The following is a 25952-nucleotide window of genomic DNA, read 5'->3' as shown; positions in this document are numbered from 1 at the left end:
CCCCTTCGGCCCTAGCGGCGGATGCCGGTCGCGAACGGCAAGGTGTTCACAAAGGCCCGGTGGTGCTCGCGGTCGCACCACTCCAGCTTCAGGTAGGACTTGCCGGCGGAGGCCCTGATCGTGCGCTTGTCCCGGGCGAGGGCCTCGGGGGAGCGCGCCGATACGGTGATGTACCCGACGAGGTTGACGCCTGCCGCGCCGCTCGCGAGATCTTCACCCCGCTGGTCGAGCCGGCCGTGGGCGGCGATGTCGCGCGGGTCGACGGTGCGGTTCATCTTGGCCTGGCGGGAGGCCTCGGCCTCGTCGTTGGTCTTCTCGGTGAGCATGCGCTCGATGGCGACCTCGGTGGGCTCCAGGTCCATGGTCACGGCGACGGTCCGGATGACGTCGGGCGTGTGGACGAGCAGCGGGGCGAGGAAGTTGACGCCGACGGGCGTCATCGGCCACTCCTTGACCCAGGCGGTGGCGTGGCACCAGGGGGCGCGGGTGGCGGACTCGCGGGTCTTGGCCTGGAGGTAGGTGGGCTCCATGGCGTCGAGTTCGGCCGGCCAAGCGTTTCGTTTCGTCATGGCCTGGATGTGGTCGATGGGGTGGTCCGGGTCGTACATGGAGTGCACGAGGGAGGCGAGCCGGGACTGGCCGAGGGGCTGGCGGACGCGGATGTCGGCCTCGGCGAGGCGGGCGCAGATGTCGGTGAGCTCGCGGGCCATGACGACGGCGAGGCCGGCGTCGCGGTCGAGGCGGCGGGCGCCGGAGGCGTGCCGGGCGGCGCGGGCCATGGCGTTGGCCTCGGCGGCCAGCTCGCGGGTGTAGTGCATGCACGCGACGAGGTAGGCGCGGTGCTGCTCGCTGGAGGTCGACACCATGGACTGGAGCTGGTCGTACGACTCCTGGAGCCAGGCCGGGGCCTGGTGGTCGCCGCGCTGGGCGACGTCCTTGGCGTGGGCGTCGGGGTCGGCCGGGAGGGTGCGGGCGAGCATCTGGAGGCGGGTGACGAAGCCGTCCCCGTTGGCGACGTGCTTGAGGAGGGTGCCGAAGCGGTCGACGAGGGCTTCCTGGTCCTCGGAGTCGCGCAGGCCGACGCCGGGGCCCTCGATCTCGATGGCGGCGGTGACGGTGCGGCGGTCGGCGTGCAGGAGGACGGCGATCTCGTCGGGGCCGAAGGGCGCGGACAGCCAGCTGACCCGGCCGATGCCGGGCGGCGGGCCGATCTCGACCTCGCGGCCGTCGAGACGGGTGCCGGCCTCGGTCGCGGCGGAGCGGTAGGCGGTGCCGCGCTTGAGCATGCGCTTGTAACTGCGGTTGATCTCGAACCACTTGTAGAAGGTGCGGTGCTTGTACGGCACGTACACCATGGCGAGGGCGATCAGCGGGAAGCCCATGAGCAGCACGATGCGCAGGGACAGGACGGGGACGATCAGTCCGCTCATCATGCCGAGGAAGGCGCCGGCGATGATGAGCGCGATCTCGCCGGTCTCGCGGTTCTTGCCGACGATCGCGTTCGGCCGGGCGCGGCCGATGAGATACGTGCGGCGGGGCGAGACCGGCTGGGACTGGGTCGTCAACGCCCTGCACCTCCTGCTCCTGTGTTCTTGCGGTTGCTGTGCGGGGTGCCCGCGGTGGGACTGCTGTTACGGGGCGGGGGCGTGGCACCCGTACCGCCGCCCGAGGAGCCGCGGCTGCTGTGGGCGGCGACGCCGCCGGAGAGCGGGTTGGCGGGGCGGGGCGTGCTGCCGCCGGAGGCCTGACCGCCGCCTCCGCCGTCGCTGCGGGTGCTGTGCGTCTTGATGCCCTGGGACACGAGGGAGGCGGGGGAGGAGATGACGGCGGCCGCGGTGTTCTCGCCGGCGCGGTGCAGGCGGTTGTTGCGGGAGGCGATGATCTCGTCGCCGAAGCCGGGCACGAAGCGGTAGATCATCGCGGAGGCGAAGATCGCGAGCAGGATGATGGCGAGGCCGGAGACGACGGCGGAGAACGCGTCGGGCCCGGTGCCGGAGGACAGCGCGCCGGCGAGGCCGAGGACGATGACGATGACCGGCTTGACCAGGATCACCGCGATCATGATGCCCGCCCAGCGGCGGACGTGGCCCCACATGTTCTTGTCGACGAGCCCGGAGTAGACGACGACGCCGAGCAGGGCGCCGACGTAGAGCAGCACGGCGCGCAGCACGAGTTCGAGGTAGAGCACGCCGGCGGCGAGGATCGTCACGAGGGACACGATGATCAGCATGATCGGCCCGCCGCCGATGCTGTCGCCCTTCTCCAGGGCCTGCTTGAAGCTGCCGAAGAAGACGTCGGTCTGCTGGCCGGTGCCGGAGGCGATGACCTCGGTGACGGCGTCGGTGGCGTTGACGACGGTGTACAGGATGAGGGGCGTGAAGGCGGAGGCGAGGACCGTCAGCCAGAGGAACCCGATCGCCTCGGAGATCGCGGTGGTCAGCGGCACGCCGCGGATGGCGCGCTTGGCGACGGCGAGCAGCCAGAGGAGGAGGGTGAGGAAGGTGGCGGCGGCGAAGACGACGGCGTAGCGGCCGAGGAACTCGAGGTTCGTGAAGTCGACCGCGGCGGTCTCCTTCACGGCCTTCGACAGCGTGTCGACGACCCAGGCGGCGGCCTTGGCGCAGCCGTTGGCGAGGGAGGAGAGCGGGTCGAGCGCGGCGTTGGGGTCGTCGAGCCGCGCGCGGGAGCCGGGGGACTGCTGGCCGTTCTCGCAGTAGTCGCGGGCGGGGCCGACGATGAGGTCGCACTGGGTCTTGGCCGACTGCGACGGTGAGGGCGTCGGTGCGGGCGGCGGCGTGGGCGTCGGCGCGGCGTAGGCGCGTGCGGCCAGCAGGACGGCGGTGGTCTGGACGGCGACCAGAGCCGTCGTCAGACGAAGAGCGGGGCGGGAGTCAGCGCGCATAGGTGAAGCCTCCGAACTCCTGGACGGCCTTGGCGATGGCGTCGGCGTCGGAGGCCGTGCGGTCGGTGTTGACCGGCGCGGGTCCCTCCTTCTGCGAGAAGGAGTCGACCTTCCAGTCGTCGCCGGTCCAGCGCAGGGCGAGCGTCATCGTGAACCAGTCGTTCGTCACGGGGTTGGTGGAGCTGACTCCGGCCGTGCCGAACACGCCCGTGCACCAGACCTCGACGATGGCCGCTTTGTCCCCGTACTGGGTCACCTTGGTGCCGACGGGGGCCGTGCGCGACACGTACGTCATGCCGGGGGCGGCGTTGCCCTGCTCGTCGAGGCCCAGCTTGTCGAGGAAGTCCCTGCTGTACGCCTGGTTCAGCTTGCTTTCCATGTCGCCGACCTTGTCGTCGACGAACACCCCTCGCACGATCTCACCACGCCGCTCCGGCTTGAGGATGTCGGCGGAGACCAGCGCCACCGCATAGTTCGCCGCCGCGCTCTGCGCCCCCTGCTCGTCGTGCGCGAAGCCCGTCGGGATGGTGCCGTTCTTGCCGGTGACCGGGCGGACGCCCGTCGCGGAGGTGGGGGCGGCCGAGCCGGCCCGGGCGTCCGGGCCCGCGCCGCGGGTGCCGGATTCGGGTGTGCCGTCGCCGCGGTTGGCGAGGGCGATGGCCGCGACCAGGAGGATCACCACGCCGACCACCGCGAAGAGGGAGCGGCCGCTCCGGGCAGGGGGTCGCGTGGTGGTGCCGGTCTCCGGGAGGCGGGTACGGGTCTGGCCGTCGTGCTCGTCGCCGAAGCTCATGCCGGGTACGCCCCCTCGACCGTTCGCGGGTACGACGAAAGCCGTGCTGGTTTCCGCGCGGGCGCGGCGTGGTGACTGGACATCAGGGAACGCGACCTCGGTGGTGAGAAACGGGTCAGACGGCCGTCAGACGGCCATCCCGTACACGATGGTGAAGAGCGTCCCCAGCGAGCCGATGATGAAGACGCCGGTCAGGCCGGCCACGATCAGGCCCTTGCCCTGTTCGGCGCTGAAGGTGTCGCGCAGGGCGGTGGCCCCGATACGCTGCTTGGCCGCGCCCCAGATGGCGATGCCGAGACAGAGCAGGATGGCCACGGCCATCACGACCTCGATCATCACCTTCGCTTCGGCACCAAGGCTCCCGAAAGGCCCCCAGTTCGGGGCGATTCCACCGATGATGGTGGTGATGTCGCCCTTCTCGGCCGCCAGGTACATGTAACTCACCGCCCCTGTTGGGTAGTTCGTCGCCCCTGCCGGACGGCATGGGTCGTCGACCTATCTTCGCTGATGAAACCGCTCGCGTGTGACGGCTTGACGGCTCTCTTTACCCGATCCCCGCACAGTTGACCGATCCGACCGTCTTGACCTGCGACGGTGTGGCCGGTTTGTATGCGAGGACGCGTATGGTCACTCTGTGTATCACGCAGGGTGACTCCGGGCAATGATTGTCGTTGTGGCACCTTTGGGGCGCCGCGCGGTGCGGAGAAGTCCGTCGCGTCCGGTTCGTCCACGCCCTCGGGAGCGGCTGCCCGCCTAGACTGGGTCGGCGGGGCGTACTGCCAGGAACCGAGGGGTGGTTGACGGTGCGTAAGGCGCGCAGGGCGTGGCTGGTGGGTGGCGGGGTCGTCGGGGTCTGCCTCACCTTCGTCGCGCTGCTCGTCGTCGGGACGTACTCCGCCGCCGCCGGGATCCTCGGAGGGGCCGGGAACGGGAAGAACGGGACCGTGGCGCTGGCCAAGGGTGCCGTGCCCGCCGCGTACCAGGGGCTCGTGCAGAAGTGGGGCAACCTGTGCCCGGCGATCAACCCCGCGCTGCTCGCCGCGCAGCTCTACCAGGAGAGCGGCTGGAACCCGACCATCGTCTCGCCGGCGAACGCCCGTGGCATCGCCCAGTTCATCCCCGGCACCTGGGCCGCGCACGGCATCGACGGTGACGGGGACGGCGACCGGGACGTGTGGGACCCGAAGGACGCGATTCCGTCGGCGGCCTCGTACGACTGCGAGCTGGCCGGCTACGTGAAGAACGTGCCGGGCGACCGTACGAACAACATGCTCGCCGCCTACAACGCGGGCGCCTACCGGGTCATCAGGTCCGGCGGCGTGCCGCGGATCAGCGAGACGCAGAACTACGTGCGGATCATCCGTTCGCTGGAGAAGAGCTTCGCCCGGCCGGTCGGGCGGGTCGACCCGTCCCGGCAGGCCGCCGGGGCGATCTACTACGCGCAGCAGAAGCTGGGCACGCCGTATCTCTGGGGCGGTACGGGCACGGCGGCCCAGGGCGGGCGGTTCGACTGTTCCGGACTCACCCAGGCGGCGTACGAGTCGGTCGGGATCGGCCTGCCGCGCGTGGCCAACGACCAGTACAACGCGGGTCCCCATCCGAGCAGGGACGAGCTGCTGCCGGGCGATCTCGTCTTCTTCTCCGACGATCTGACGAACTCGCGGGCGATCAGGCACGTGGGCATCTACGTCGGCGGCGGGTACATGATCGACGCGCCGCGCACCGGTGCGGTGATCCGCTTCGACCGGATCGACACGCCCGACTACTTCGGGGCGACCCGCGTCACCGAGGACGGTGCCGCCGCCCTGCCGACGCATCTTCCGCAGCAGTGACGGGCCGGCCGGCGGAGTCCGTGGACCGGGCTCCGTGATCCGGGCTCGGTGGTCCAGGCTTCGCGGACCACGCTCCGTGAGCCTTCGGCCCTGGGGTGCGACGGGCCGTCACCTTTCGATAACGTCCTAGTGATCTTGGGCGGGGAGCGGAACGCTGCCCTCGGGTGGATCGTTTCCCGATCCGACCACTCTGACCACGGGGGTTGGACACCACCACACGACAGCAAGGGGCCGCAGCAGATGGCTGGACTCGCATCGGACGGTTCGAACCCCGATGTCAGCCTGCTCTACGACATCAACGGGCTCGCGAAGGCCGCCCCGCCGTGGTTCGACCGCGTCATGGAGTTCGTCGGCGAGTACGGCATCATGCTCGGCCTCGTCCTCGTCGGGCTCGGCTGCTGGTGGAGCGTCCGCCGGCGCGGTGCGCCCGGCGACTCCGTCGCCGGCGTCGCCGGGCTCCTGTGGGCGCCGCTCGCCGCCGGCATCGCGCTCCTCGTCAACATCCCGATCCGCGGGTTCGTCGAGCGTCCCCGGCCCTTCAAGGACCACCAGGGGCTCGAGGTCCTCGTCGCCGGCAAGACCGACTACAGCTTCGTGAGCGACCACGCCACCATGGCGATGGCCATCGCCGTCGGCGTCTTCGTCGCCCACCGGCGCTTCGGCCTGCTCGCCATCGGGCTCGCCCTCACCGAGGCCTTCTGCCGGGTCTACATGGGCGTCCACTACCCGACCGACGTCGTCGGCGGACTCGCCCTCGGCACCGCCGTCGCGCTGCTGCTCGCGCCGCTCGCGCTGGCCCTGCTGACCCCGGTCGTCTCGGCCGTCGCCCGCTCCCGGCGCGGCGCCCGGCTCGTGCGCTCCCGGCGTGCCGCGGAACGGCCGGCCGTCGCCGAGACCGCCGTCGCCGAGCCCCGGCTCGGCGCCGGCGAGAGCGACCTCGCCGCCTGATCCGCCGTCACGTTCCCGGACCGGGGCCGTACCTGCGGGCGGGTCCGTCAGGAGGCGCGGCCCACGCCGCGCATCTCCTCCGTGTGCCCCTCCGCGTCCATGCGTGCCCGGTCGCGGGACCTGCGCGCCGGGCCGCGCCAGCCGCAGCTGCATCGGGCGAAGGCGAACGAACCGCTTTCCGTGGTCTCCGTGTGATGCACGTCCACCACCGTACTGCGCGTGACGGGGCGCCCGGACCGTCGTTATCCGGTGGGCGGGATCCGGACAGCGGCGGCACGGCGTTGGGGGTTGGCAGGCGATGGTGGTGCGGAACGGGCGCACGGGCCGGGTGTGGGTCGTGACCGCGGCGCTGGCGGTCGGCGGCGGTGTGGTCGGCGGCTGCGCCGCTCCCGGGGACGACGCCGCGCCCGGCGGCGATCCCGTGCGGACCGTGCGCGGCGCGGCCGAGGCGCTGACCCGCGCCGGGTCGTCCAAGGCGAGCACGTCCATGGAGATGGCCTCCGGCGGCACCCGGGTCACCATCCGCGGCGAGGGCCTCTACGACTTCCGCCGGCGCACCGGCAGCCTCCAGGTGGTGCTGCCCAAGGACGCCGCCGGGGAGAGCGCGCACCGCCCGATCACTGAGCTGCTCGCGCCCGGCGCGCTCTACATGAAGAACCGGGGCGCCGGGGTGCCCGCCGACAAGTGGGTACGGGTGGACACCACCGCCCTCGACGACGGCAACCTGGTCACCGGCGGGGCCACCGACCCGGCCGCCGCGGCCGAGCTGCTGCGCGGGGCGCGCCGGGTGACGTACGTCGGGGAGATCGAGCTCGCCGGGGTGAAGGTCCGGCACTACCGCGGTGTCGCGGACATCGCCGAGGCCGCCCGGCTGGCCTCACCGCAGGTGCGCGGGGCACTGGCAGCGGCGGCGAAAGGGTTCACCACGGACGCGGTGCCGTTCGACGCGTATCTGGACCGGGAGGGGCGGCTGCGCAAGGTGCGCCACCAGTTCAGCTTCAGCAACCAGGGCCGCACGGTCGCGGTCGCGTCGACGACGCTGCTGTACGGGTTCGGGGCGCGGGTGACCGTGAAGCTGCCGGACCGCGCGGACATCTACGCCGGGAAGATCAAGGCCTGACCTCCCGAGGCCCGATCCTTTCGAGGCCTGACCTTCCGAGGCCTGATCCTCTCTTGCGAACCATGGGCAAATGGTCCGGACGTGTCATGTGCGGTCCGTGTGCCGCTCCCTACGCTGGGAGACGACGTCGGCAGGAAGAGGTGAACGCGCATGGCTCCGCCGCCCGGGACCGGTACCGCGACCGCGCCAGGCGATCCCGAGTGCGTCGCCCTTGCCGAGATCGAGCTGTGCGGTGAGCTGATCATCGCGGCCTCGGCCATCGACGAGGAACGGCTGAGTGCCGACCGTATCGACGAGGTGCTCCGGGTCGGCGGCGACAGCCGCTAGGACTTGCCGGTGGCCGGTGGCCGGTGGCCGGTGGCCTGTGCCTCGCCGGCGCCGACGGCGGCGGGAGGCCGGGCCTCGGCGGGCGGGGCGGTCTCAGGTGCGCATCATGCGTGCGATGGCCTTGGTGGCCTCCTCGACCTTCGCCTCGATCTCGTCGCCGCCCTTGGTCGCCGCGTCCGCGACGCAGTGCCGCAGGTGCTCCTCCAGGAGCTGGAGGGCGAAGGACTGCAGCGCCTTCGTCGAGGCGGAGACCTGGGTGAGGATGTCGATGCAGTAGACGTCCTCGTCGACCATCCGCTGGAGACCGCGGATCTGGCCCTCGATCCGGCGCAGCCGCTTGAGGTGTTCGTCCTTCTGCTTGTGGTAGCCGTGCACGCCGTGCTCGTGGCCGGTCGCCTCGGCGGTCTCGGGGGTGACCTCGGCCGCCGCCTCGGTGGTCGTCATCGCGTCCTCCCGCTGTCCAGAAAGGGTGTACATACCCCTCGTGGGTATATGGTACCGATCCCCGCGAATCGGGGCGGGGGCCCGTGCAGATCACTGTGCCTGATGGGCGACACTGAAGGGACGCCGGTTAGCCGTGGCCGGATGATGCGCCTAGCATCAGCCTGACCGAAACCCAGCACCCCGAGGACCCCACGTGCGATTTCGTCTGACCCCCAGGGAGACGAGCTTCTACGACATGTTCGCCGCGTCCGCGGACAACATCGTCACGGGCGCCAAGCTCCTGATGGAACTGCTCGGGGCGGAGCCTTCCGCCCGGGCCGAGATCGCGGAACGGATGCGGGCAGCGGAGCACGCCGGCGACGACGCGACCCACGCCATCTTCCACCAGCTGAACTCCTCGTTCATCACGCCGTTCGACCGCGAGGACATCTACTCCCTCGCCTCCTCCCTCGACGACATCATGGACTTCATGGAGGAGGCCGTCGATCTGGTCGTCCTCTACAACATCGAGGAGCTCCCCAAGGGTGTCGAGCAGCAGATCGAGGTGCTGGCGCGCGCGGCCGAGCTGACCGCCGAGGCCATGCCGAACCTGCGGACCATGTCCAACCTCACCGAGTACTGGATCGAGGTCAACCGGCTCGAGAACCAGGCCGACCAGATCCACCGCAAGCTGCTCGCCCACCTCTTCAACGGCAAGTACGACGCCATCGAGGTGCTGAAGCTCAAGCAGGTCGTGGATGTGCTGGAAGAGGCCGCCGACGCCTTCGAGCACGTGGCGAACACGGTGGAGACCATCGCCGTCAAGGAGTCCTGAGGCTTCGTGGACACCTTCGCTCTGATCGTGACCATCGGTGTCGCGCTCGGCTTCACCTACACGAACGGGTTCCACGACTCCGCGAACGCCATCGCCACCTCGGTGTCGACCCGGGCGCTGACCCCGCGGGCGGCGCTCGCGATGGCCGCGGTCATGAACCTCGCCGGTGCCTTCCTCGGCAGCGGCGTCGCCAAGACCGTCAGCGAGGGCCTGATCGAGACCCCGCACGGCGACAAGGGGATGGGCATCCTCTTCGCCGCGCTGGTCGGCGCGATCATCTGGAACCTCGTCACCTGGTACTTCGGTCTGCCGTCCTCCTCCTCGCACGCGCTGTTCGGCGGCATGGTGGGCGCGGCGCTCGCGGGTGGCACGGAGGTCATCTGGTCGGGCGTCCTCGAGAAGATCGTCATCCCGATGTTCGTCTCGCCGGTCGTCGGTCTGATCGCCGGTTACCTGGTCATGTGCGCGATCCTGTGGATCTTCCGCAAGGCCAACCCGCACAAGGCCAAGCGCGGCTTCCGCATCGCCCAGACCGTCTCGGCGGCCGGCATGGCGCTCGGCCACGGCCTCCAGGACGCCCAGAAGACGATGGGCATCGTGGTGATGGCCCTGGTCATCGCCGACGTGCAGCAGCAGGGCGACGAGATCCCGGTCTGGGTGAAGATCGCGTGTGCCGTGATGCTCTCGCTCGGTACGTACGCGGGCGGCTGGCGGATCATGCGGACCCTCGGCCGCAAGATCATCGAGCTGGACCCGCCGCAGGGCTTCGCGGCCGAGACCACCGGCGCCTCGATCATGTTCGGCTCGGCGTTCCTCTTCCACGCGCCGATCTCCACGACCCACGTCATCACCTCCGCGATCATGGGCGTGGGTGCCACGAAGCGGGTGAACGCGGTCCGCTGGGGCGTCGCCAAGAACATCATCCTGGGCTGGTTCATCACCATGCCGGCGGCGGCGCTGGTGGCCGCGGTGAGCTTCTACGTGGTGCAGCTCTTCTTCGGCTAGGACCCCGGTCGACGGCTTCGGCCGTGGCTTCCCGCCCCGGGAAGTGGTTGGGCCCGGCTCCCCGTGAGGGGAGCCGGGCCCATTTCGTCGTGCGGTGGCACCGCCATGCAGCACCGCATGACGTGTTTATCCGAAGCGGCCGGAGATGTAGTCCTCGGTCGCCTGGACGCTCGGGTTGGAGAAGATGCGCTCGGTGTCGTCCAGCTCGATCAGCTTGCCGGGCTGGCCCACCGCCGCCAGGTTGAAGAACGCGGTGCGGTCCGAGACGCGCGCGGCCTGCTGCATGTTGTGGGTCACGATGACGATCGTGAACCGCTCCTTCAGCTCGCCGATCAGGTCCTCGATGGCGAGGGTGGAGATCGGGTCGAGGGCCGAGCAGGGCTCGTCCATCAGCAGGACGTCCGGCTCGACCGCGATGGCGCGGGCGATGCACAGGCGCTGCTGCTGACCGCCGGAGAGGCCGGAGCCCGGCTTGTTGAGGCGGTCCTTGACCTCGTTCCAGAGGTTGGCGCCCTTGAGGGAGCGCTCGACGACGTCGTTGAGCTCGGCCTTGCGGTACTTGCCGTTGAGACGCAGGCCCGCCGCCACGTTGTCGAAGATCGACATGGTGGGGAAGGGGTTCGGGCGCTGGAAGACCATGCCGACGGTGCGGCGCACGGCCACCGGGTCGACGCCCGCGCCGTACAGGTTCTCGTCGTCCAGCATCACCTTGCCCTCGACGCGGCCACCGGGGGTGACCTCGTGCATGCGGTTCAGGGTGCGCAGGAAGGTGGACTTGCCGCAGCCGGACGGGCCGATGAAGGCCGTCACGGAGCGCGGCTCGACGGTCATCGAGATGTCGTCGATCGCCTTGTGGTTGCCGTAGTACGCGGAGAGGCCGCTGACGTCGATTCGCTTGGCCATATCAGTTCACTTCCAGTGTGCCGCGTCAGCGGCCGGTCTTGGGGGCCTTCCAGCGGGCGATGCCGCGGGCCACCAGGTTGAGGATCATGACGAAGGCGATCAGGACGAGCGCGGCGGCCCAGGCACGGGCCACCGAGGCGTCGGTGCCGACCGCGTACTGCTCGTACACGTACAGCGGCAGGGAGGACTGGGCGCCTTCGAAGGGGTTCGGGTTGATGAGCTTCGTACCGAACACGAGGAGCAGGACGGGGGCCGTCTCACCGGTGATGCGGGCGACCGCGAGCATGACGCCCGTGGTGATGCCGCCGATCGCGGTGGGCAGGACCACCTTCAGGATCGTGCGCCACTTGGGGACGCCGAGGGCCAGGGAGGCCTCGCGCAGCTCGTTCGGGACGAGCTTCAGCATCTCCTCGGTGGAGCGGACCACGACCGGCATCATCAGGATCGCGAGGGCCATCGCGCCGGCGAACCCGGAGGGCCCGAAGCCCAGCATCAGGTTCCAGGTGGCGAGGACGAAGAGGCCCGCGACGATCGACGGGATGCCCGTCATGACGTCGACGAAGAAGGTGACCGCCTGGGCGAGCCTTCCGCCGCCGTACTCGACGAGGTAGACCGCGGTCAGCAGGCCGATCGGGGCGGCGATCAGGGTCGCGATGCCGACCTGCTCGATGGTGCCGAGCAGCGCGTGGTAGACGCCGCCGCCGGCTTCGGCGTCGAGGACGCCGTTCATCGAGTGGGAGAGGAAGTAGCCGTCGAGGACTTCCAGGCCCTTGCTGATCGTGACCCAGGCGAGGGAGAGCAGCGGGACGACGGCGAGGACGAAGCTGACCCAGATCAGGCTGGTCGCGACGCGGTCCTTGGCCTGGCGGGAGCCCTCCACCTTGGTGGTGATGGCATACGTCGCGAGGACGAAGACCAGTGCGGCGACGAGGCCCCACTGGACCTTGCTGTGCCAGCCGGCGGCGAGGCCGATGCCGCAGCCCGCGGCGATCGAGCCGACGGCGACGGCGGCCGGCGTCCAGCGGGGGAGGCGGGCGTGGGAGAGCGGACGGCGCGGGGTCGCGGTCACGGGACGCTCCTGGATCGCGTGGCTCATGCGTTCGCCCCCGAGTACTCCTTGCGGCGCGCAATGATCATGCGGGCGGCGCCGTTGACCAGCAGGGTGATGACGAAGAGGACGAGACCGGAGGCGATCAGCGCGTCCCGTCCGTACTCGTTGGCCTCGTTGAACTTCGCGGCGATGTTCTGGGCGAAGGTGCCGCCGCCCGGGTCGAGCAGGTGGCCCGACAGGACGAAGCTGGGCGAGAGGACGACGGCCACGGCCATCGTCTCGCCGAGGGCGCGGCCGAGGCCCAGCATGGAGGCGGAGATGATGCCGGAGCGGCCGAAGGGCAGCACCGACATGCGGATGACCTCCCAGCGCGTGGCGCCGAGGGCGAGCGCGGCCTCCTCGTGCATCCGCGGGACCTGGAGGAAGACCTCACGGGTCACGTTGGTGATGATCGGGAGGATCATGATCGCCAGCAGGATGCCGACGGTGAACATGTTGCGGGCGACGCCGTCGCTGGACTTGTCGAAGATGTACGTCCAGCCCATGTACTGGTCGAGCCACTTGTTCAGGCCGTCGAGGTAGGGCACCAGGAAGATCGCGCCCCAGAGGCCGTAGATGATGCTGGGCACGGCGGCGAGCAGGTCGACCACGTACGCGAGCGGCTTGGCCAGCTTGCGCGGCGCGTAGTGCGAGATGAACAGCGCGATGCCGATCGCGACCGGCACGGCGATCGCCATGGCGATGACCGAGGAGACGATCGTGCCGAAGGCGAGGACGGCGATGCCGAAGACCGGCGGGGTGCCGGCCGGGTTCCACTCGAAGGTGGTGAAGAAGTTCGTGCTGTCCTTCGAGATGGCGAGGACGGCGCGGTAGGTCAGGAAGACCGCGATCGCGGCCATGATCACGAGCAGGGTGATGCCGGATCCGCGGGACAGGCCGCTGAAGATGCGGTCACCGGGGCGGGTCGCGCTCTTGGCGCGACGGCCCTTTCGTATGTCTGGTGTCGTCGTAGACATCTGTTTTCTCCGGTCTGCGGAGCTGGTACGAGCGCGATGCGTGGGTCGCGTGGGTACGGGCTCCTGGCGGCGGTGCACCGGATGCCGGGCGCGGCCCCATTACGGGAGGTGAGGGGCCGCGCCCGGCCTGGGGTCAGGACAGGGTGGGGACGATCTCGCGGACCTTGGTCGCGATCTCGGCCGGGAGCGGGGCGTAGCCGGCGTCGGAGAGGACCTTCTGGCCCTCCTCGCTGGCGGTGTAGTTCAGGAAGGCCTTCAGGGTCGAGAGGGTCTCGGCCTTGTTGCCCTTGTCGCAGGCGATCTCGTAGGTGACGAGGACGATCGGGTAGGCGCCCTCGGCCTTGGTGGCGTAGTCGAGGGACAGCGCCAGGTCGCTGCCGGTGCCCTTGATCTTGGCGGCGGCGATGGCCTTGGAGGCGTTCTCCGTGGTCGCGGCGACCGGGGCGGCGGCGCCGGTGCTGATGCTGACCGTGGAGATCTTGTTGGCGGTCGCGTAGGAGAGCTCGAAGTAGCCGATGGAGCCCTCGGCGTCCTTGACCGCGGTGGCGACGCCGGAGGAGCCGTTGGCGGCCTGGCCGCCCTGGGCGGGCCACGACTTCGACTTCGGGTCGTACTTCCAGTCGGCCGCGGCGGCGGTCGACAGGTACTTGCCCAGGTTCTGGGTGGTGCCCGACTCGTCCGAGCGGTGGAAGGCCTGGATGGTGGAGTCGGGAAGCTTGGCGCCCGGGTTCAGCTTGGCGATCGCCGGGTCGTTCCACTTGGTGATCTTGTTGTCGAAGATCTTGGCGATGGTGGAGGCGTCCAGGACCAGGTTGTCGACGCCGTCCAGCTTGTAACCGATGGCGATGGGGCCGCCGACCATCGGCAGGTTGACGCCCTTGCCGCCCTTGCAGATCTTCTGCGACTCGGCGACCTCTTCGTCCTTCAGGGCGGAGTCGGAGCCGGCGAAGGAGACCTGGCCCTGGTTGAACTTGGTGATGCCGCCGCCGGAACCGATCGGCTGGTAGTTGATCTCGACGCCCGAGCAGGCGGCCTGGAAGTTCTTGACCCAGAGGTCCATCGCGTTCTTCTGCGCGCTGGAGCCGGCGGCGAGCAGCTGGCCCTTGGCGCCGTCGCACTTGATGTTCGACGCCGCGGCGGACGTCTTGCCGCCGTCCTTGGTGGGCGCGGTGTTCTCGTCCGAACCACACGCCGAGAGGACGAGCGCGCCGGAGACGACGAGGGCACCGATCGCGGAGGCGCGAAGCCCGTTCTTGCGCGAAAGCTTCACTTTCGGGTGTTCCTTCCAGAAGTCGCCTGCCGTGGACCGTGTGTCCTGACGTTGTACGGCGGCGCGTGTCGGGGTGGTGGGTGCATCGCTGTGCTCTGCACCCGGTACAGCCGAAATTAGGCAGAACAGGTGAAGCCGCCGACGGGGGAGGGTGAACGGCAGGTGAACCATGCCGGAAGGTGAGGTGCGAAACCGGCCGTGCCGCGCGACACCCCGTGGATCCGGCCCCTGATCCGGAGGAAACGGTCTAGTGGGCCGTCGTCGCGAGGAGGGCGTCCAGGAGCTCGCGGTCCCGCGGCTGGGTGAGGCGGGTGCGGGCCTCGGCGGGCGTCAGCCAGAGCAGGGCGTCGATCTCCCTGGTGGGGACGAAGGTGCCGCCGAGTGCGCGGGCCGCCCAGTAGTGGACCTCCTTCGGGCGGCCGTGCGCGAGGTACTGCACGGACGGCAGTCGGGTGCCCAGTTCGCAGGACTGGCCGGTTTCCTCCTTGACCTCGCGCAGTGCGCAGGCCGCGAGGGTCTCGCCGCGCTTGAGCTTGCCCTTCGGGTGCGACCAGTCGTCGTACTTGGGGCGGTGGACGAGGGCGATCTCGAGGGCGGTGGAACCGCCCTCGCCCGCCGTGGCCGGTCGCCACAGCACGACGCCCGCCGCCAGGATCACGGCACTGCCACGGCCGCCCGGGACCAGGCGCGCTGGAAGGCGAAGCGGGCGGCCTCGACCTCGTGGCGCTGGTCGGCGTGGAGGACGCCCAGGGCGTAGGCGGTGGCCGGGGCGATCCGGGGGGTGCGGGCGGCGGTGGCCGCGGCCGCGGCGGCCTCGGCGGCGTCCCGGTGCCGGTCCAGGGCGCGGCCGGCCTCGTAGAGCACGGGGTCCGGTTCGGCGCCGCCGCGCAGCACCTCCCCGGCGTAGCGGTGCAGCCGGAGCAGGCTGCGGGTCTGGTGCCAGGGCGTGTCCTGGGCCTCGGCGGCGGCGAGCGCGAGGGCTTCGGCGTTGTACGGGTGGGCGGCGCGGGACAGCGGCAGCGCGCCGACCGCGTCGAGCAGCCGGTGCTCGACGACCAGCGCGGGCGCGTCCAGGACCTCGGCGGCGCGGGCGGAGCCGGCCGGGCCGAGCGGCACCTCGGAGGCGAGCAGGGCGACGGCGTCGGCGACGGCGTGGAAGCGGGAGGAGCCGAGGGCCTGGAGCGCTGCGGAGTGGGCGCGGGTCCTGGCGAGGGTCAGCTGGCGTTCGAGGAGGGCGCCGGCCCGGGCGGCGCCGACGGCCAGGCCCCGGCTGCTCTCCGCACCGCGGGCGGCGGGCACCGGGCCGCCGCCGTGCGGGCCGCCGTCGCTCGACAGCCGGGACAGCGCGTCGACCAGGCGGACGAGCCGGGAGGTGCAGGCGTGCTCGAGGGCCAGGGTGCCGGAGAGCCAGGCCAGCTCGGTGCGCAGCTGGTCGGCCCAGACGCCGTCCAGGAGCGGGCGGAAGGTGTGGAGGGTGCCGCTGATCCGGCGGGCCGCCGCCCGCAGGGTGCGGGCGGCCTCCTCCGCGCCGCGGGTGTCGGCGCCGCTCTCGGTGTGCAGCCGCAGGCCGCGGAGGAAGTCCGCGGCCCGGGCGTGCAGGTACGGGGCGAGGACCTCGCCCGCCGAGACCTCGGACGCGGTGGCGTCCGGAGCCGTGGCCGGGCCGGCGCCCGTCGGGATCTCCGAGGTGATGTCAGGGTTGTGCACGCCGGCGCCTCCGCGCGTCGATGAGCATCTCCTGGACGTGCCGCAGGGGCTGGCCCTCGGGGTCGGTCGCGTGCCGCGTCCAGTTCCCGTCCGGTCCGAGGTGCCAGGAGGAGGTGGTGTCGGACATCCCGGTCTCCATGAGCCGGGTCAGGGCGGCCCGGTGGGCGGGGTCGGCGACCCGGACCAGGGCCTCGATGCGGCGGTCCAGGTTGCGGTGCATCATGTCGGCGCTGCCGAGCCAGACCTCGGGCTCGCCGCCGTTGCCGAAGGCGAAGACGCGGGAGTGCTCCAGGAAGCGGCCCAGGATCGAGCGGACCCGGATGTTCTCGGACAGGCCCTCGACGCCGGGCCGTACGGCGCAGATGCCGCGGACCCAGATGTCGACCGGCACACCGGCCTGGGAGGCCCGGTAGCAGGCGTCGATGACGGCCTCGTCGACCATCGAGTTGACCTTGATCTTCACGTACGCGGGCCGGCCGGCGCGGTGGTGGGCGATCTCCTTGTTGATCCGGGAGACCAGGCCGTCGCGCAGCGACTTGGGCGCGGTGAGCAGTCGCCGGTAGGTCTCGCGGCGTGAGTAGCCGGAGAGCCGGTTGAACAGGTCGGAGAGGTCCGCGCCGACCTGCGGGTCGGCGGTGAGCAGCCCGAGGTCCTCGTAGAGGCGGGCGGTCTTCGGGTGGTAGTTGCCGGTGCCGACGTGGCTGTAGCGGCGCAGGACCTCGCCCTCCTGGCGGACCACCAGGGAGAGCTTGCAGTGGGTCTTGAGGCCGACGAGGCCGTAGACGACGTGGCAGCCGGACTCCTCCAGCTTGCGCGCCCACTTGATGTTGGCCTGCTCGTCGAAGCGGGCCTTGATCTCGACGAGGACGAGGACCTGCTTGCCGGACTCGGCGGCGTCGATCAGGGCGTCGACTATCGGCGAGTCGCCGGAGGTGCGGTACAGCGTCTGCTTGATCGCGAGGACGTCGGGGTCGGCCGCCGCCTGCTCCAGGAAGGCCTGCACGGAGGTGGAGAAGGAGTCGTACGGGTGGTGGAGCAGCACGTCCCGCTCGCGCACGGCGGCGAAGATGTCGGGCGCGGAGGCGGACTCGACCTCGGCGAGGTCGCGGTGGGTGCCGGCGACGAACTTGGGGTACTTGAGCTCGGGCCGGTCCAGGGACGCGATGCCGAAGAGGCCGGTGAGGTCCAGCGGGCCGGGCAGCGGGTAGACCTCGGCGTCGGAGATCTTCAGCTCGCGCACCAGCAGGTCGAGCACGTACGGGTCGATGGACTCCTCGACCTCCAGGCGCACCGGCGGGCCGAAGCGGCGCCGCATGAGCTCCTTCTCCAGGGCCTGGAGCAGGTTCTCGGCGTCGTCCTCCTCGACCTCCAGGTCCTCGTTCCTGGTCACCCGGAACATGTGGTGGGCCAGCACCTCCATGCCGGGGAAGAGCTCCTCCAGGTGCGCGGCGATGACGTCCTCCAGCGGGACGTAGCGCTCGGGGGAGGCTTCCAGGAAGCGGGAGAGCAGCGGCGGCACCTTGACGCGCGCGAAGTGGCGGTGGCCGCTGACCGGGTTCCGGACGACGACGGCGAGGTTGAGGGAGAGGCCGGAGATGTACGGGAAGGGGTGCGCCGGGTCCACGGCCAGCGGGGTGAGGACCGGGAAGATCTGCTGTCGGAACAGGGTGAAGAGGCGCGCCTGCTCCTTCTCGGTGAGCTCGGGCCAGCGGATCAGGTGGATGCCCTCGTCGGCGAGGGCCGGGGCGACGTCCTGCTGGTAGCAGGCGGCGTGCCGGGCCATGAGCTCGCGCGAGCGGGTCCAGATGAGGTCGAGGACCTCTCGGGGCTGCAGGCCGGAGGCGGAGCGGGTGGCGACGCCGGTCGCGATGCGGCGCTTGAGTCCCGCGACCCGGACCATGAAGAACTCGTCGAGGTTCGACGCGAAGATCGCGAGGAAGTTCGCCCGTTCGAGGAGGGGCGTGTTCGGGTCTTCGGCGAGTTCGAGGACGCGTTCGTTGAACGCGAGCCAGCTGCGCTCCCGGTCGAGGAAGCGGCCCTGGGGGAGCTCGCCCGCGGCGCCGTCCTCCTCGTACACGTCGAGGTCGGCGTCCAGGTCGGGCGCGAGGTCGCTCACGGCGCCGCCGTTCACGGCGTGCGGGCGGTGTGCGGCTATGGACCCGAGGGACGGCTGGGCGTGCTGTTCGGCCGCCTCGGCCGCCTTGGCCGTGCTGGACGTGGACGTGCGGGGGGACGTCTTGGACGCCTTCGCGGCCGTCTTCGCGTTCGTCTTGGCGGACGCGTTCGTGGACGACTGGACCGGGACCTCGGCGGGCTGCTGGCTCATGGCCCCATTCTTCCGCGCGAAGGGCTGGTCGGGCGCGTCGGAGCGGGCCGTGGTGGAGGGGAGTCTTCCTTTGGGAAGTCTTCCCCTCGGGTGTGCGGGCACGGAGCGCTTCATTGCGTGAGCGTCGCAAGCGCGTCTGAATGGTTGGTAACGGGGACGTGACGTGAGGGAATCGGGGGCGGGGCCGCATCGGGCCCCGCCCGGGGTCCGCGCGCGCCTACGGGAGCCGCGCGCGCAGCACGCGGAAGGCGGCGAGGAGCGCGACGGCGGCGACGGCGAGGAGGATGCCGGACTCGATGAGCTGGGTGGGCCAGTAGTGGGAGTACGGGTGGTAGTCGAGGTACTGGCCGGTCACGCCGTGGTCGGTGAGGCAGGAGTCGTACGCCTTGTTCCACGTGTTGTTCCACGCCTCGTCGGACGGCATCCATCCGTCGTCGGGGACGGCCGCCGCGGCCCGGTCCCAGCAGACCGCGTCGTCCATCCGTCCGCCTGAGCGGGTGGTCATGCCCGTCCGCATCGTGAGGGCGTTCCCGGGTGTCTCCAGGGTGGGGCCGACCGGTCCGGTGACCGTGAGGACCGGCATGAAGGACCAGCGTAGGGCGCCGAGGACCATCAGCACCACGCCCATGACCAGGCCGGTGGCCGCCATGGCGAGCAGGGTGCGCCGCACGAGGAGGCCCACGAGGGTGCCGACGCCGACGGCGGCGACGACGTACGCGAGGAGCACGACGCCGCCGGCCTCGTACGGTCCGCGGTCGCCCCAGGCGAACGGGTACGTGCCCGAGACCCGGCTCCAGCCGATCCGGAAGACGCCCATCAGGGCGAGCGTGGTGACGACGGCGGCGACGCCCGCGGTGAGGACCTTGGCGCGCAGCCATGCGGCCGGGGCGACGGACTGGGTGAGGCTCAGCCGGTAGGTGCCGGTCTCGAACTCGCGGGCGACGAGCGGGCCCGCGACGAACGCGCCCGCGACCGGCACCAGCAGGAGCAGGTACACCGCCGCGTACTCCATGGCCAGGCGCAGCACCTCGTAGGCGAGGTTGTCGTCGCCGCGGACCCAGGAGCCGTCCACCCAGCGGTCGGGCGTCCGGGCGTCCCAGACGCGCAGTGCGACGGTGCCGGCGAGGGCGAGGGCCACGAGGGCCGCGGCCGCCCACAGCGTCCGGCGGAACTGGCGGACCGTCACCCAGGCGAGGCCCTTCGGCGCGAGGGTGCTCATGACCGGGCTCCTTCGGGAGTGCGGAGGTGGGCGAGGAGGAGGTCCTCCAGGGTGGGGTCGGTGACCTCCCACGGGCCCTCGACGGGTCCCTCGCGGCGTATCAGCGCGGTGAGCTGGCGGCCCGTCGTGCGGGAGTCGACGACGGTGTGCGGGGCGAGGTCGGCGCCGGTGGCGGGCCCGGTGAGCAGGACGTGCCCGGAGAGGAGGTCGTCGACGTCGCCGTCCAGGCGGATCCGCCCGTTCTGGAGCAGCAGCAGATGGTCGCAGGCGCCCTCCAGCTCGGTGAGGATGTGCGAGGACATCACGACGGTGGTGCCGTGCTCGGCGGCGTCGGCCATCAGCAGGCCCATCAGCTGGTGGCGGGCGAGCGGGTCGAGGTCGGCCATCGGCTCGTCGAGCAGCAGTAGTTCGGGACGCTTGCCCAGGGCGAGGGCCAGGGCGACGCGGGTGCGCTGTCCGCCGGAGAGGTTGCGGACGAGGGAGTCCGGCGCGAGCTCGTCGGCGATCACCCGAAGGGCGGTGGCCTCGTCCCAGCGGTCCGGGTTGAGCTCGTGGCCCATGCGCAGGGTGTCGGCGACGGTCAGCCGCGGGTACAGCGGCTTGTCCTGCGCCACGTAGGCGAGGCGTTCCCGTGGCGGCGCCCCGATGGTGCCCTCGGTGGGGCGGAGCAGGCCCGCCGCGAGGGCGAGCAGGGTGGACTTGCCGGCGCCGTTGGGGCCGACGAGGGCGCAGACGCGGCCGGCCGGCAGGGCGAAGGAGCAGTCGCGCAGCGCCCAGGGCCGGGACCGTCCTCCGTAGCGTGTGCCGAGGCCTTCCGCCCTCAGCGCGGTCTCCGGTGTCATGCGTCCCCCTTGTTGTGCTCGTTCTCGAAGAATTCGTTCAGTACGGAGGTGAAGAGGGCCGCCACGTCGTCCCGCTCCAGGCCCTCCGCGCGGGCCCGGCGGGCCCAGTCGGAGAGTTCGCCGCGCAGCGGCGAGCCGGCGGGGCCGGTGCCGAGGGTGGCGCGGACGAAGGTGCCGAGGCCGCGGCGGGCCTCGACGAGGCCTTCGCGTTCCAGCTCGCGGTAGGCCTTGAGGACCGTGTTCGGGTTGATGGCGGTGGCCTCGACGACCTCGCGGGCCGTCGGCAGCCGGTCACCGGGCTCCAGGAGGCCCATCCGCAGCGCCTGTTTGGTCTGCTGGACGATCTGGAGGTAGGTGGCGACCCCGCTGCGCCGGTCGATGCGGTAGGCGAGCACGTACCAACACCACCCTTTCACTAATCAAGTAGTGAAAGGGTGGTGCAAAGAAGGGGGCGGTGTCAACCGCCCCCTTCGCGCCCGGTGTTGCCCCCGTCCCTAGGACTCCGTGCGGTACATCAGGTCCACCTCGTGGGTCCGGAAGCCGAGCCCCTCGTACACCCGCACCGCCGCCGTGTTGTCCGCGTCCACGTACAGCATCGCCGTCGGCAGCGTCTGCGCCGCCAGGTGCCGCAGGCCGACCGCCGTCAGCGCCTTGCCGAGGCCGCCGCCCTGGGCGTCCGGCCCCACGCCCACCACGTACACCTCGCCCAGCTGCTCCTCGGCGTGGACCTTCGTCCAGTGGAAGCCGATCAGCTTCCCGTCCCGCTCCGCCAGGAAGAAGCCCTTCGGGTCGAACCACGGCTCCGCCATCCGGTCGTCCAGGTCCCGCTGGGTCAGCGAGCCCTGCTCCGGGTGGTGGGCGAAGGCCGCCGCGTTCACCGCGAGCCAGGCCGAGTCGTCCTGGCCGGGCACGAAGGTGCGCACGGTGACGCCCTCCGGGAACTCCGGCTCCGGGATGTCGAGCGGCACCAACGGCCGGCGCAGCTGACGCAGTTCCCGGAACAGGGTGAGCCCGAGCACCTGGGCCAGGTGCCGCGCCGCCGACTTGCCGCCGTGCGCCCAGACCCGCAGCCGCTTGCCGGACGCGTCGAGCAGCGCGGTGCCGAGCGCGCGGCCGTGGCCGCGGCCGCGGTGCGAGGGGTGGACGACCAGCTCGGCGGCCGGGGCCTCGACCGGGTCGGTCTCCTCCAGCTGGGCGTAGCCGTAGAGGTGCGAGCCGACGGTGAGCAGGAAGTGCCGCACGCCCTCCCGCCTGCCGTGACGCAGATAGAGCCGCCCCTGCTCGGACACGGCGTGCACCCCGTCGGCGCGGTCGGCGGCCTCCAGGAGGTCGAGGACGGCCTCGACCTGCTCGGGGCCCAGCTCTTCGTAACTGTTGATCTGCCGGCCGGGTTCGAGGGCCGGCGCCGCGTCAGAAGTCATGCCTACGAGCCTACGGCCGCGCCGCTCCGGCCCGTGGGAGATCACCCGGACACTGTCAGGTGGACGGCGGACCGGGGGCGGGGGACGGCGTACGGCGGACGGGGGAGGCGGACGGCGTACGGCGGACGGGATGGTCGCCGGGCAGCGGGCCGGGCCGGTCGCCGGAAGGTCGCCGGGCGGGGCGTACGCCGCGCGGAGTGACAAAGGCAACCAGCTCGTAACCCGTGACCCCCTGTTGCGCTACGCGCGTTGACTCTAGGCTGCGCGGGCAGCACCGGAGTCGTTCAGGGAACTGGGGAGAAATGGCAGCGACGCGGAAGAAGAACAAGGCGGGGCGGCGGATACTCGCCGCCGGAGCGGGACTCGCCACCGTCGGTGCGCTGGTGGCGGCGCTGCCGGCCGGCGCCTCGCAGGACCAGGCCGAGGAGGCCGGCTACGGCAACGGCAAGGGCTGGGGCCGCATGGTCGACGTCCAGCTCCTCTCCTTCAACGACCTCCACGGCACCCTGGAGCCGCCGTCCGGCTCCTCCGGACAGGTCACCCGGGTCAAGGAGGACGGCACCACCGAGAAGATCGACGCGGGCGGTGTCGAGTACCTGGCCACGCACCTGCGCAAGGCCCGTGAGGGGAACCGTTACTCCATCACGGCCGCGGCCGGTGACATGATCGGCGCCTCGCCGCTGGTGTCGGGCCTCTTCCACGACGAGCCGACCATCCACGCGCTCAACGGCCTCGACCTCGACGTCACCTCGGTGGGCAACCACGAGTTCGACGAGGGCGCGGTCGAGCTGGCCCGCATGCAGAACGGCGGCTGTCACCCGACCGCCGGCTGTTTCGGCGCGGAGAAGGGCTTCGAGCCCTTCCAGGGCGCCGACTTCCCGTACCTCGCGGCCAACGTGACGAACGAGAAGTCCGGCAAGCCGATCCTCGACCCGTACTTCATCTGGGAGAAGGACGGCGTCCGCATCGGCTTCATCGGCGTGACCCTGGAGGGCACCCCGAACGTCGTGACCGCCGAGGGCGTCAAGGGCCTGAAGTTCGGCGACGAGGTCGAGACGATCAACAAGTACACGAAGATCCTGGAGCGCAAGGGCGTCAAGTCCATCGTCGCCCTGGTCCACGAGGGCGGCATGCCGGCCTCGGGCGCGTACAACTACAACTGCGACGGTGACGGCGACGGCGAGGGCGAGGGCGTGTCCGGCGCGATCGTCGACATCGCCAAGAACGTCTCGCCGCAGGTCGACGCGATGGTCACGGGCCACACCCACCAGGCGTACGTGTGCACCATCCCCGACCCGTCGGGCAAGCCGCGCCTGGTCACCTCGGCGTCCTCGTTCGGCAAGCTGTACAACGACACCACGCTGACCTACGACCGCCGCAGCAAGGACATCGTCCGCACCGCGGTCGACTCGGCCAACCACGTCGTCTCGCGTGACGTGCCGAAGGCCGGCGACATGACCAAGCTCATCCAGGACTGGAAGGACCTCGCGGCCCCGATCGCCAACCGGCCGCAGGGCTTCATCGCCGCCGACATCAACGGCCGCGGCTCCACGGCCTACGAGAAGCCGCTCGGCGACGTGATCGCCGACGCCCAGCTGGAGGGCCTGGCCCCGGCGGACAAGGGCGGCGCGCAGATCGCCTTCATGAACCCGGGCGGCATCCGCGCGGACCTGGTCTACAAGGCGTCCGGCAGCGAGGGCGACGGCGTGGTGACCTACGGCGAGGCCTTCACGGTGCAGCCGTTCACCAACATGATGAACGTGGTCGACCTGTCCGGCGCGAACGTGATCGCCGCGCTGAAGCAGCAGGTCAGCGGCTCGAACCTGAACGCGGTGAAGATCCTCCAGGTCTCGAAGGGCCTGACCTACACGCTCGACATGACCAAGACGGGCGCGGACCGCGTGGTCGACGGCAGCATCAAGCTGAACGGCGAGCCGATCGACCCGTCGAAGACCTACCGGGTCGCGATGAACGAGTTCCTCGCGGGCGGCGGCGACGGCTTCCCGGCCCTGGCGACCGGCACCAACAAGCTGGTCGGCGCCTCGGACCTGGACCTCTTCAACGCCTACCTGGCGGCCCACTCCTCGGCGACGGCACCGCTGCAGGTGCCGGCGGCGGACCGGATCACGGTCGTGAAGTAGCCCTCGGAAGCACAGGGTGAGGGGCGGTGTCCGCTGCGGCGGGCACCGCCCCTTCCGCCTTTCTGAACGCGGCTGTTCACCGTCGGCGCGCCGAAGGCCCAGGTGGGCGCGGCCAAGACGCTGAACCTGCAGGTCGCGGGCCGCGGCGGGGTGCCGACCACGGGCGTGACGGCGGCCGTCATGAACGTGACGGCGACGAACGCGACGGCGACCGGCTTCGTCTCGGTCCACCCGTACGGGATGTCCCGCCCGGCGACCGCCGGGGAGGGGGCGCGGGGAAGGGGTCCACTGTCCTGCGGCGGTGGGCCTTTTCGGCGTTCCCGGTCACCGGCAGCCGGCCAGGAACTCCCCCACCGCCCTCTCGAAGCCCCGCGGGTCGCGCAGTTGCACGAAGTGGTCGGTGGCCAGCTCGACCAGGGTGGTGGCGGGGCGGCGGGTGGTCATCTCGTGGGCGTGGGCGGCGGTGAGGACCTGGCTCTCCGTGCCGCGGATCAGCAGCGCGGGGCAGGTGCTGCCGAGCCAGGCCGCCCAGTGGTCGCCGTGGACCAGGTTCTCGGAGTCGACGGTGTCCTGCGGGTGGAAGGGCAGCCGCCAGCCGTCGGCGTGGGGGCGCACTGCGGCGGCGACCATCGGGCCCAACGGGCTGCACGCGGCGGCCAGTTCCTCGCGGGTGGGTGCCGTGTAGGGGAAGCCGAGAACGAAGGAGAGCGGGCTCGCACCGGTGTCCGGAAGGAGGGCGGCGGTGTCGGTGGCGACGAGCGCGCCCACGCGGCCGGGGTGGGCGGCGGCGAGGTGGTACGCGTTGACCGCTCCGAGCGAGTGGCCGAGCAGGGCCACCCGGTCGAGGCCCAGGTGGTCCATGAGGGCCAGGGCGTCGGAGACGTAACCCTCGCGGCGGTAGTCGGGGGCCCGGTCGGAGTCGCCGTGGCCGCGCTGGTCGGGGGCGATGACGCGCCATCCGTCGCCGAGGGCCTCGGCGAGGTGCGCGAAGGAGGCGCCCTCCGACAGGTGGCCGTGCAGGGCGAGCAGCGGCCGGCCGGCGCTGTCGGGGGTGAAGTCCAGGTAGGAGAGCGTGCGGCCGTCGGCGAGCGTGAGTTCCCTGCGGATGTCCTCGCGGATGTCCTTGCGCATGTCCGGCTCCCTCGTGGTTGCTGCCGGCGCGGTCGCTGGCGTCGCGTCGGCTCGATGGCGTCGACTATACGGATGTATGGATCGTATGCGCAATACGTTTGTATAGCGCGGCTGCCCAAAGAGTTGCCCCGCGTACCATCCCCGCATGGGAAACCGCGAGAAACTGCTGGCCGGGGCCCGGCGCTGCCTGGAGGAGAAGGGGTATCTGCGCACCACCGTGCGGGACATCGCCACGGCCTCCGGGGTCTCCATGGCGGCCATCGGGTATCACTTCGGCTCCCGTGAGGCCCTGCTCAACCAGGTGCTGTTCGCGGCGATGGAGGAGTGGGGCGAGGAGTTCGGCGGGGCGAGTGGCGACTTCGAGGAACTGTGGGCCGGCAAGATCCGCTCTTTCGAGGAGCACCGCTGGCTCTGGCTCGCCTCGGTCGAGGCCTTCGTGCACGCGCAGAGCTCGCCCGAGCTGCTCGCGCTGCTCGCGGCGGGCCAGCGGGAGGGGCGGCGCGGCTCGGCTGCGCAGCTGCAGGGCCTGCCGGAGGGCGAGGTCGCGGAGGAGGACGTCCGCACCCTCGGCTCCGTGCACATGGCGCTGCTGAGCGGCGTGATGGTGCAGTGGCTGACCGACCCTCAGGCGGCGCCCGACGCCCGGGAGATCGCGGCCGGACTGCGGGCGCTCGCGGAGCGGGTGGATCCGGATGCCCGGCGGTAGATACCCGGCGGTAGCCGGTTGGTGCGCGAGTATG

General features: G+C 71.2%; 26 protein-coding genes. 8 read left to right on the top strand and 18 right to left on the bottom strand.

Annotated elements, in window-relative coordinates; genetic code table 11:
- Window positions 1-11 precede the first annotated feature (11 nt).
- The 4 genes from ACFY8W_RS12985 to ACFY8W_RS12970 all read right to left on the bottom strand — a co-directional run bounded on the left by ACFY8W_RS12985 (window position 12) and on the right by ACFY8W_RS12970 (window position 4130).
- A complete protein-coding gene (locus ACFY8W_RS12985; protein WP_391103784.1) occupies window positions 12-1565 on the bottom strand; it encodes an SCO6880 family protein in 1554 nt (517 codons plus the stop codon).
- On the bottom strand, window positions 1562-2902 hold the full coding sequence (locus tag ACFY8W_RS12980; protein ID WP_391103781.1) for a hypothetical protein: 1341 nt from the start codon (window positions 2900-2902) through the stop codon (window positions 1562-1564). The genes ACFY8W_RS12985 and ACFY8W_RS12980 overlap by 4 nt, the downstream gene beginning before the upstream one ends.
- Entirely contained in the window at window positions 2892-3695 is an 804-nt protein-coding gene (locus tag ACFY8W_RS12975; RefSeq protein WP_391103778.1) for a hypothetical protein, read from the bottom strand. The genes ACFY8W_RS12980 and ACFY8W_RS12975 overlap by 11 nt, the downstream gene beginning before the upstream one ends.
- A 126-nt stretch (window positions 3696-3821) precedes the next feature.
- Window positions 3822-4130 carry a hypothetical protein gene (locus ACFY8W_RS12970; protein ID WP_046908545.1) on the bottom strand — a complete coding sequence of 103 codons (309 nt, stop codon included), beginning with the start codon at window positions 4128-4130 and terminating at the stop codon, window positions 3822-3824.
- A 362-nt stretch (window positions 4131-4492) separates the two neighbouring features.
- On the opposite strand from ACFY8W_RS12970, the gene ACFY8W_RS12965 reads away from it, so the two are divergent.
- Together ACFY8W_RS12965 and ACFY8W_RS12960 are read left to right on the top strand one after the other, a co-directional pair.
- On the top strand, window positions 4493-5527 hold the full coding sequence (locus ACFY8W_RS12965) for an NlpC/P60 family protein (RefSeq protein ID WP_391103775.1): 1035 nt from the start codon (window positions 4493-4495) through the stop codon (window positions 5525-5527).
- Window positions 5528-5767: 240 nt separating this feature from the next.
- Entirely contained in the window at window positions 5768-6475 is a 708-nt protein-coding gene (locus ACFY8W_RS12960; RefSeq protein WP_391103772.1) for a phosphatase PAP2 family protein, read from the top strand.
- 47 nt (window positions 6476-6522) lie between these two features.
- Here the strand turns inward: ACFY8W_RS12960 and ACFY8W_RS12955 are convergent, their stop codons facing one another.
- Window positions 6523-6675 carry a hypothetical protein gene (locus ACFY8W_RS12955; RefSeq protein WP_391103914.1) on the bottom strand — a complete coding sequence of 51 codons (153 nt, stop codon included), beginning with the start codon at window positions 6673-6675 and terminating at the stop codon, window positions 6523-6525.
- Window positions 6676-6773: 98 nt separating this feature from the next.
- Here ACFY8W_RS12955 and ACFY8W_RS12950 point away from each other — a divergent pair, with 98 nt between their 5' ends.
- Both ACFY8W_RS12950 and ACFY8W_RS12945 read left to right on the top strand, forming a co-directional pair.
- On the top strand, window positions 6774-7595 hold the full coding sequence (locus ACFY8W_RS12950) for a hypothetical protein (protein ID WP_391103769.1): 822 nt from the start codon (window positions 6774-6776) through the stop codon (window positions 7593-7595).
- Window positions 7596-7745: 150 nt separating this feature from the next.
- Window positions 7746-7922: a hypothetical protein gene (locus tag ACFY8W_RS12945; protein ID WP_391103766.1), complete on the top strand. Its 177-nt coding sequence runs from the start codon at window positions 7746-7748 to the stop codon at window positions 7920-7922.
- A 93-nt stretch (window positions 7923-8015) separates the two neighbouring features.
- Here ACFY8W_RS12945 and ACFY8W_RS12940 read toward each other — a convergent pair whose 3' ends face one another.
- Window positions 8016-8366, bottom strand: a complete 351-nt coding sequence (locus tag ACFY8W_RS12940) for a metal-sensing transcriptional repressor (RefSeq protein ID WP_391103763.1) — start codon at window positions 8364-8366, stop codon at window positions 8016-8018.
- Window positions 8367-8559: 193 nt separating this feature from the next.
- Between ACFY8W_RS12940 and ACFY8W_RS12935 the strand changes: the two genes are divergently transcribed.
- Entirely contained in the window at window positions 8560-9180 is a 621-nt protein-coding gene (locus ACFY8W_RS12935) for a DUF47 domain-containing protein (RefSeq protein ID WP_386863762.1), read from the top strand.
- A 6-nt stretch (window positions 9181-9186) separates the two neighbouring features.
- A complete protein-coding gene (locus ACFY8W_RS12930; protein ID WP_391103760.1) occupies window positions 9187-10185 on the top strand; it encodes an inorganic phosphate transporter in 999 nt (332 codons plus the stop codon).
- Between the two features lie 126 nt (window positions 10186-10311).
- On the opposite strand, the gene pstB is transcribed toward ACFY8W_RS12930, so the two are convergent.
- The 11 genes from pstB to mshD all read right to left on the bottom strand — a co-directional run bounded on the left by pstB (window position 10312) and on the right by mshD (window position 21940).
- Window positions 10312-11088, bottom strand: coding sequence for a phosphate ABC transporter ATP-binding protein PstB (gene pstB, locus ACFY8W_RS12925; protein ID WP_391103757.1), 777 nt, complete (start codon window positions 11086-11088; stop codon window positions 10312-10314).
- 25 nt (window positions 11089-11113) lie between these two features.
- A complete protein-coding gene (gene pstA / locus ACFY8W_RS12920) occupies window positions 11114-12184 on the bottom strand; it encodes a phosphate ABC transporter permease PstA (RefSeq protein ID WP_391103754.1) in 1071 nt (356 codons plus the stop codon).
- Complete coding sequence (gene pstC / locus ACFY8W_RS12915; RefSeq protein ID WP_391103751.1) at window positions 12181-13155, bottom strand: phosphate ABC transporter permease subunit PstC; 975 nt, start codon at window positions 13153-13155, stop codon at window positions 12181-12183. Before pstC ends, pstA begins: the two co-directional genes overlap by 4 nt.
- Window positions 13156-13288: 133 nt before the next feature.
- On the bottom strand, window positions 13289-14425 hold the full coding sequence (gene pstS / locus ACFY8W_RS12910) for a phosphate ABC transporter substrate-binding protein PstS (protein WP_391103748.1): 1137 nt from the start codon (window positions 14423-14425) through the stop codon (window positions 13289-13291).
- A 247-nt stretch (window positions 14426-14672) separates the two neighbouring features.
- On the bottom strand, window positions 14673-15083 hold the full coding sequence (locus tag ACFY8W_RS12905) for an NUDIX domain-containing protein (RefSeq protein WP_391103745.1): 411 nt from the start codon (window positions 15081-15083) through the stop codon (window positions 14673-14675).
- A complete protein-coding gene (locus ACFY8W_RS12900; RefSeq protein WP_391103742.1) occupies window positions 15080-16132 on the bottom strand; it encodes a CHAD domain-containing protein in 1053 nt (350 codons plus the stop codon). The genes ACFY8W_RS12905 and ACFY8W_RS12900 overlap by 4 nt, the downstream gene beginning before the upstream one ends.
- Window positions 16119-18458 (bottom strand): RNA degradosome polyphosphate kinase, encoded by a 2340-nt coding sequence (locus tag ACFY8W_RS12895; RefSeq protein ID WP_391103739.1) that lies wholly within the window; start codon window positions 18456-18458, stop codon window positions 16119-16121. The genes ACFY8W_RS12900 and ACFY8W_RS12895 overlap by 14 nt, the downstream gene beginning before the upstream one ends.
- A 217-nt stretch (window positions 18459-18675) precedes the next feature.
- Window positions 18676-19677 carry an ABC transporter permease gene (locus ACFY8W_RS12890; RefSeq protein WP_391103736.1) on the bottom strand — a complete coding sequence of 334 codons (1002 nt, stop codon included), beginning with the start codon at window positions 19675-19677 and terminating at the stop codon, window positions 18676-18678.
- Window positions 19674-20519, bottom strand: coding sequence for an ATP-binding cassette domain-containing protein (locus ACFY8W_RS12885; protein WP_391103734.1), 846 nt, complete (start codon window positions 20517-20519; stop codon window positions 19674-19676). Before ACFY8W_RS12885 ends, ACFY8W_RS12890 begins: the two co-directional genes overlap by 4 nt.
- Window positions 20516-20914, bottom strand: a complete 399-nt coding sequence (locus ACFY8W_RS12880; RefSeq protein WP_391103732.1) for a GntR family transcriptional regulator — start codon at window positions 20912-20914, stop codon at window positions 20516-20518. Before ACFY8W_RS12880 ends, ACFY8W_RS12885 begins: the two co-directional genes overlap by 4 nt.
- A 99-nt stretch (window positions 20915-21013) precedes the next feature.
- A complete protein-coding gene (gene mshD, locus ACFY8W_RS12875; RefSeq protein WP_391103729.1) occupies window positions 21014-21940 on the bottom strand; it encodes a mycothiol synthase in 927 nt (308 codons plus the stop codon).
- Window positions 21941-22242: 302 nt separating this feature from the next.
- Between mshD and ACFY8W_RS12870 the strand changes: the two genes are divergently transcribed.
- The gene (locus ACFY8W_RS12870; protein WP_391103727.1) at window positions 22243-24081 is read left to right on the top strand and encodes a 5'-nucleotidase C-terminal domain-containing protein; all 1839 of its coding nucleotides are present in this window, start codon (window positions 22243-22245) and stop codon (window positions 24079-24081) included.
- Between the two features lie 324 nt (window positions 24082-24405).
- Here the strand turns inward: ACFY8W_RS12870 and ACFY8W_RS12865 are convergent, their stop codons facing one another.
- Window positions 24406-25212 (bottom strand): alpha/beta fold hydrolase, encoded by an 807-nt coding sequence (locus tag ACFY8W_RS12865; RefSeq protein ID WP_391103725.1) that lies wholly within the window; start codon window positions 25210-25212, stop codon window positions 24406-24408.
- Between the two features lie 145 nt (window positions 25213-25357).
- Between ACFY8W_RS12865 and ACFY8W_RS12860 the strand changes: the two genes are divergently transcribed.
- The gene (locus tag ACFY8W_RS12860; protein WP_391103723.1) at window positions 25358-25918 is read left to right on the top strand and encodes a TetR family transcriptional regulator; all 561 of its coding nucleotides are present in this window, start codon (window positions 25358-25360) and stop codon (window positions 25916-25918) included.
- Window positions 25919-25952 lie beyond the last annotated feature (34 nt).

Origin of the sequence: Streptomyces sp. NPDC012637 (genome assembly GCF_042954805.1) — a bacterium.
Classification (GTDB): domain Bacteria; phylum Actinomycetota; class Actinomycetes; order Streptomycetales; family Streptomycetaceae; genus Streptomyces.
The sequence above is the reverse complement of the archived record's forward strand: the minus strand, read 5'-3'. Positions and strand labels throughout refer to the sequence as shown.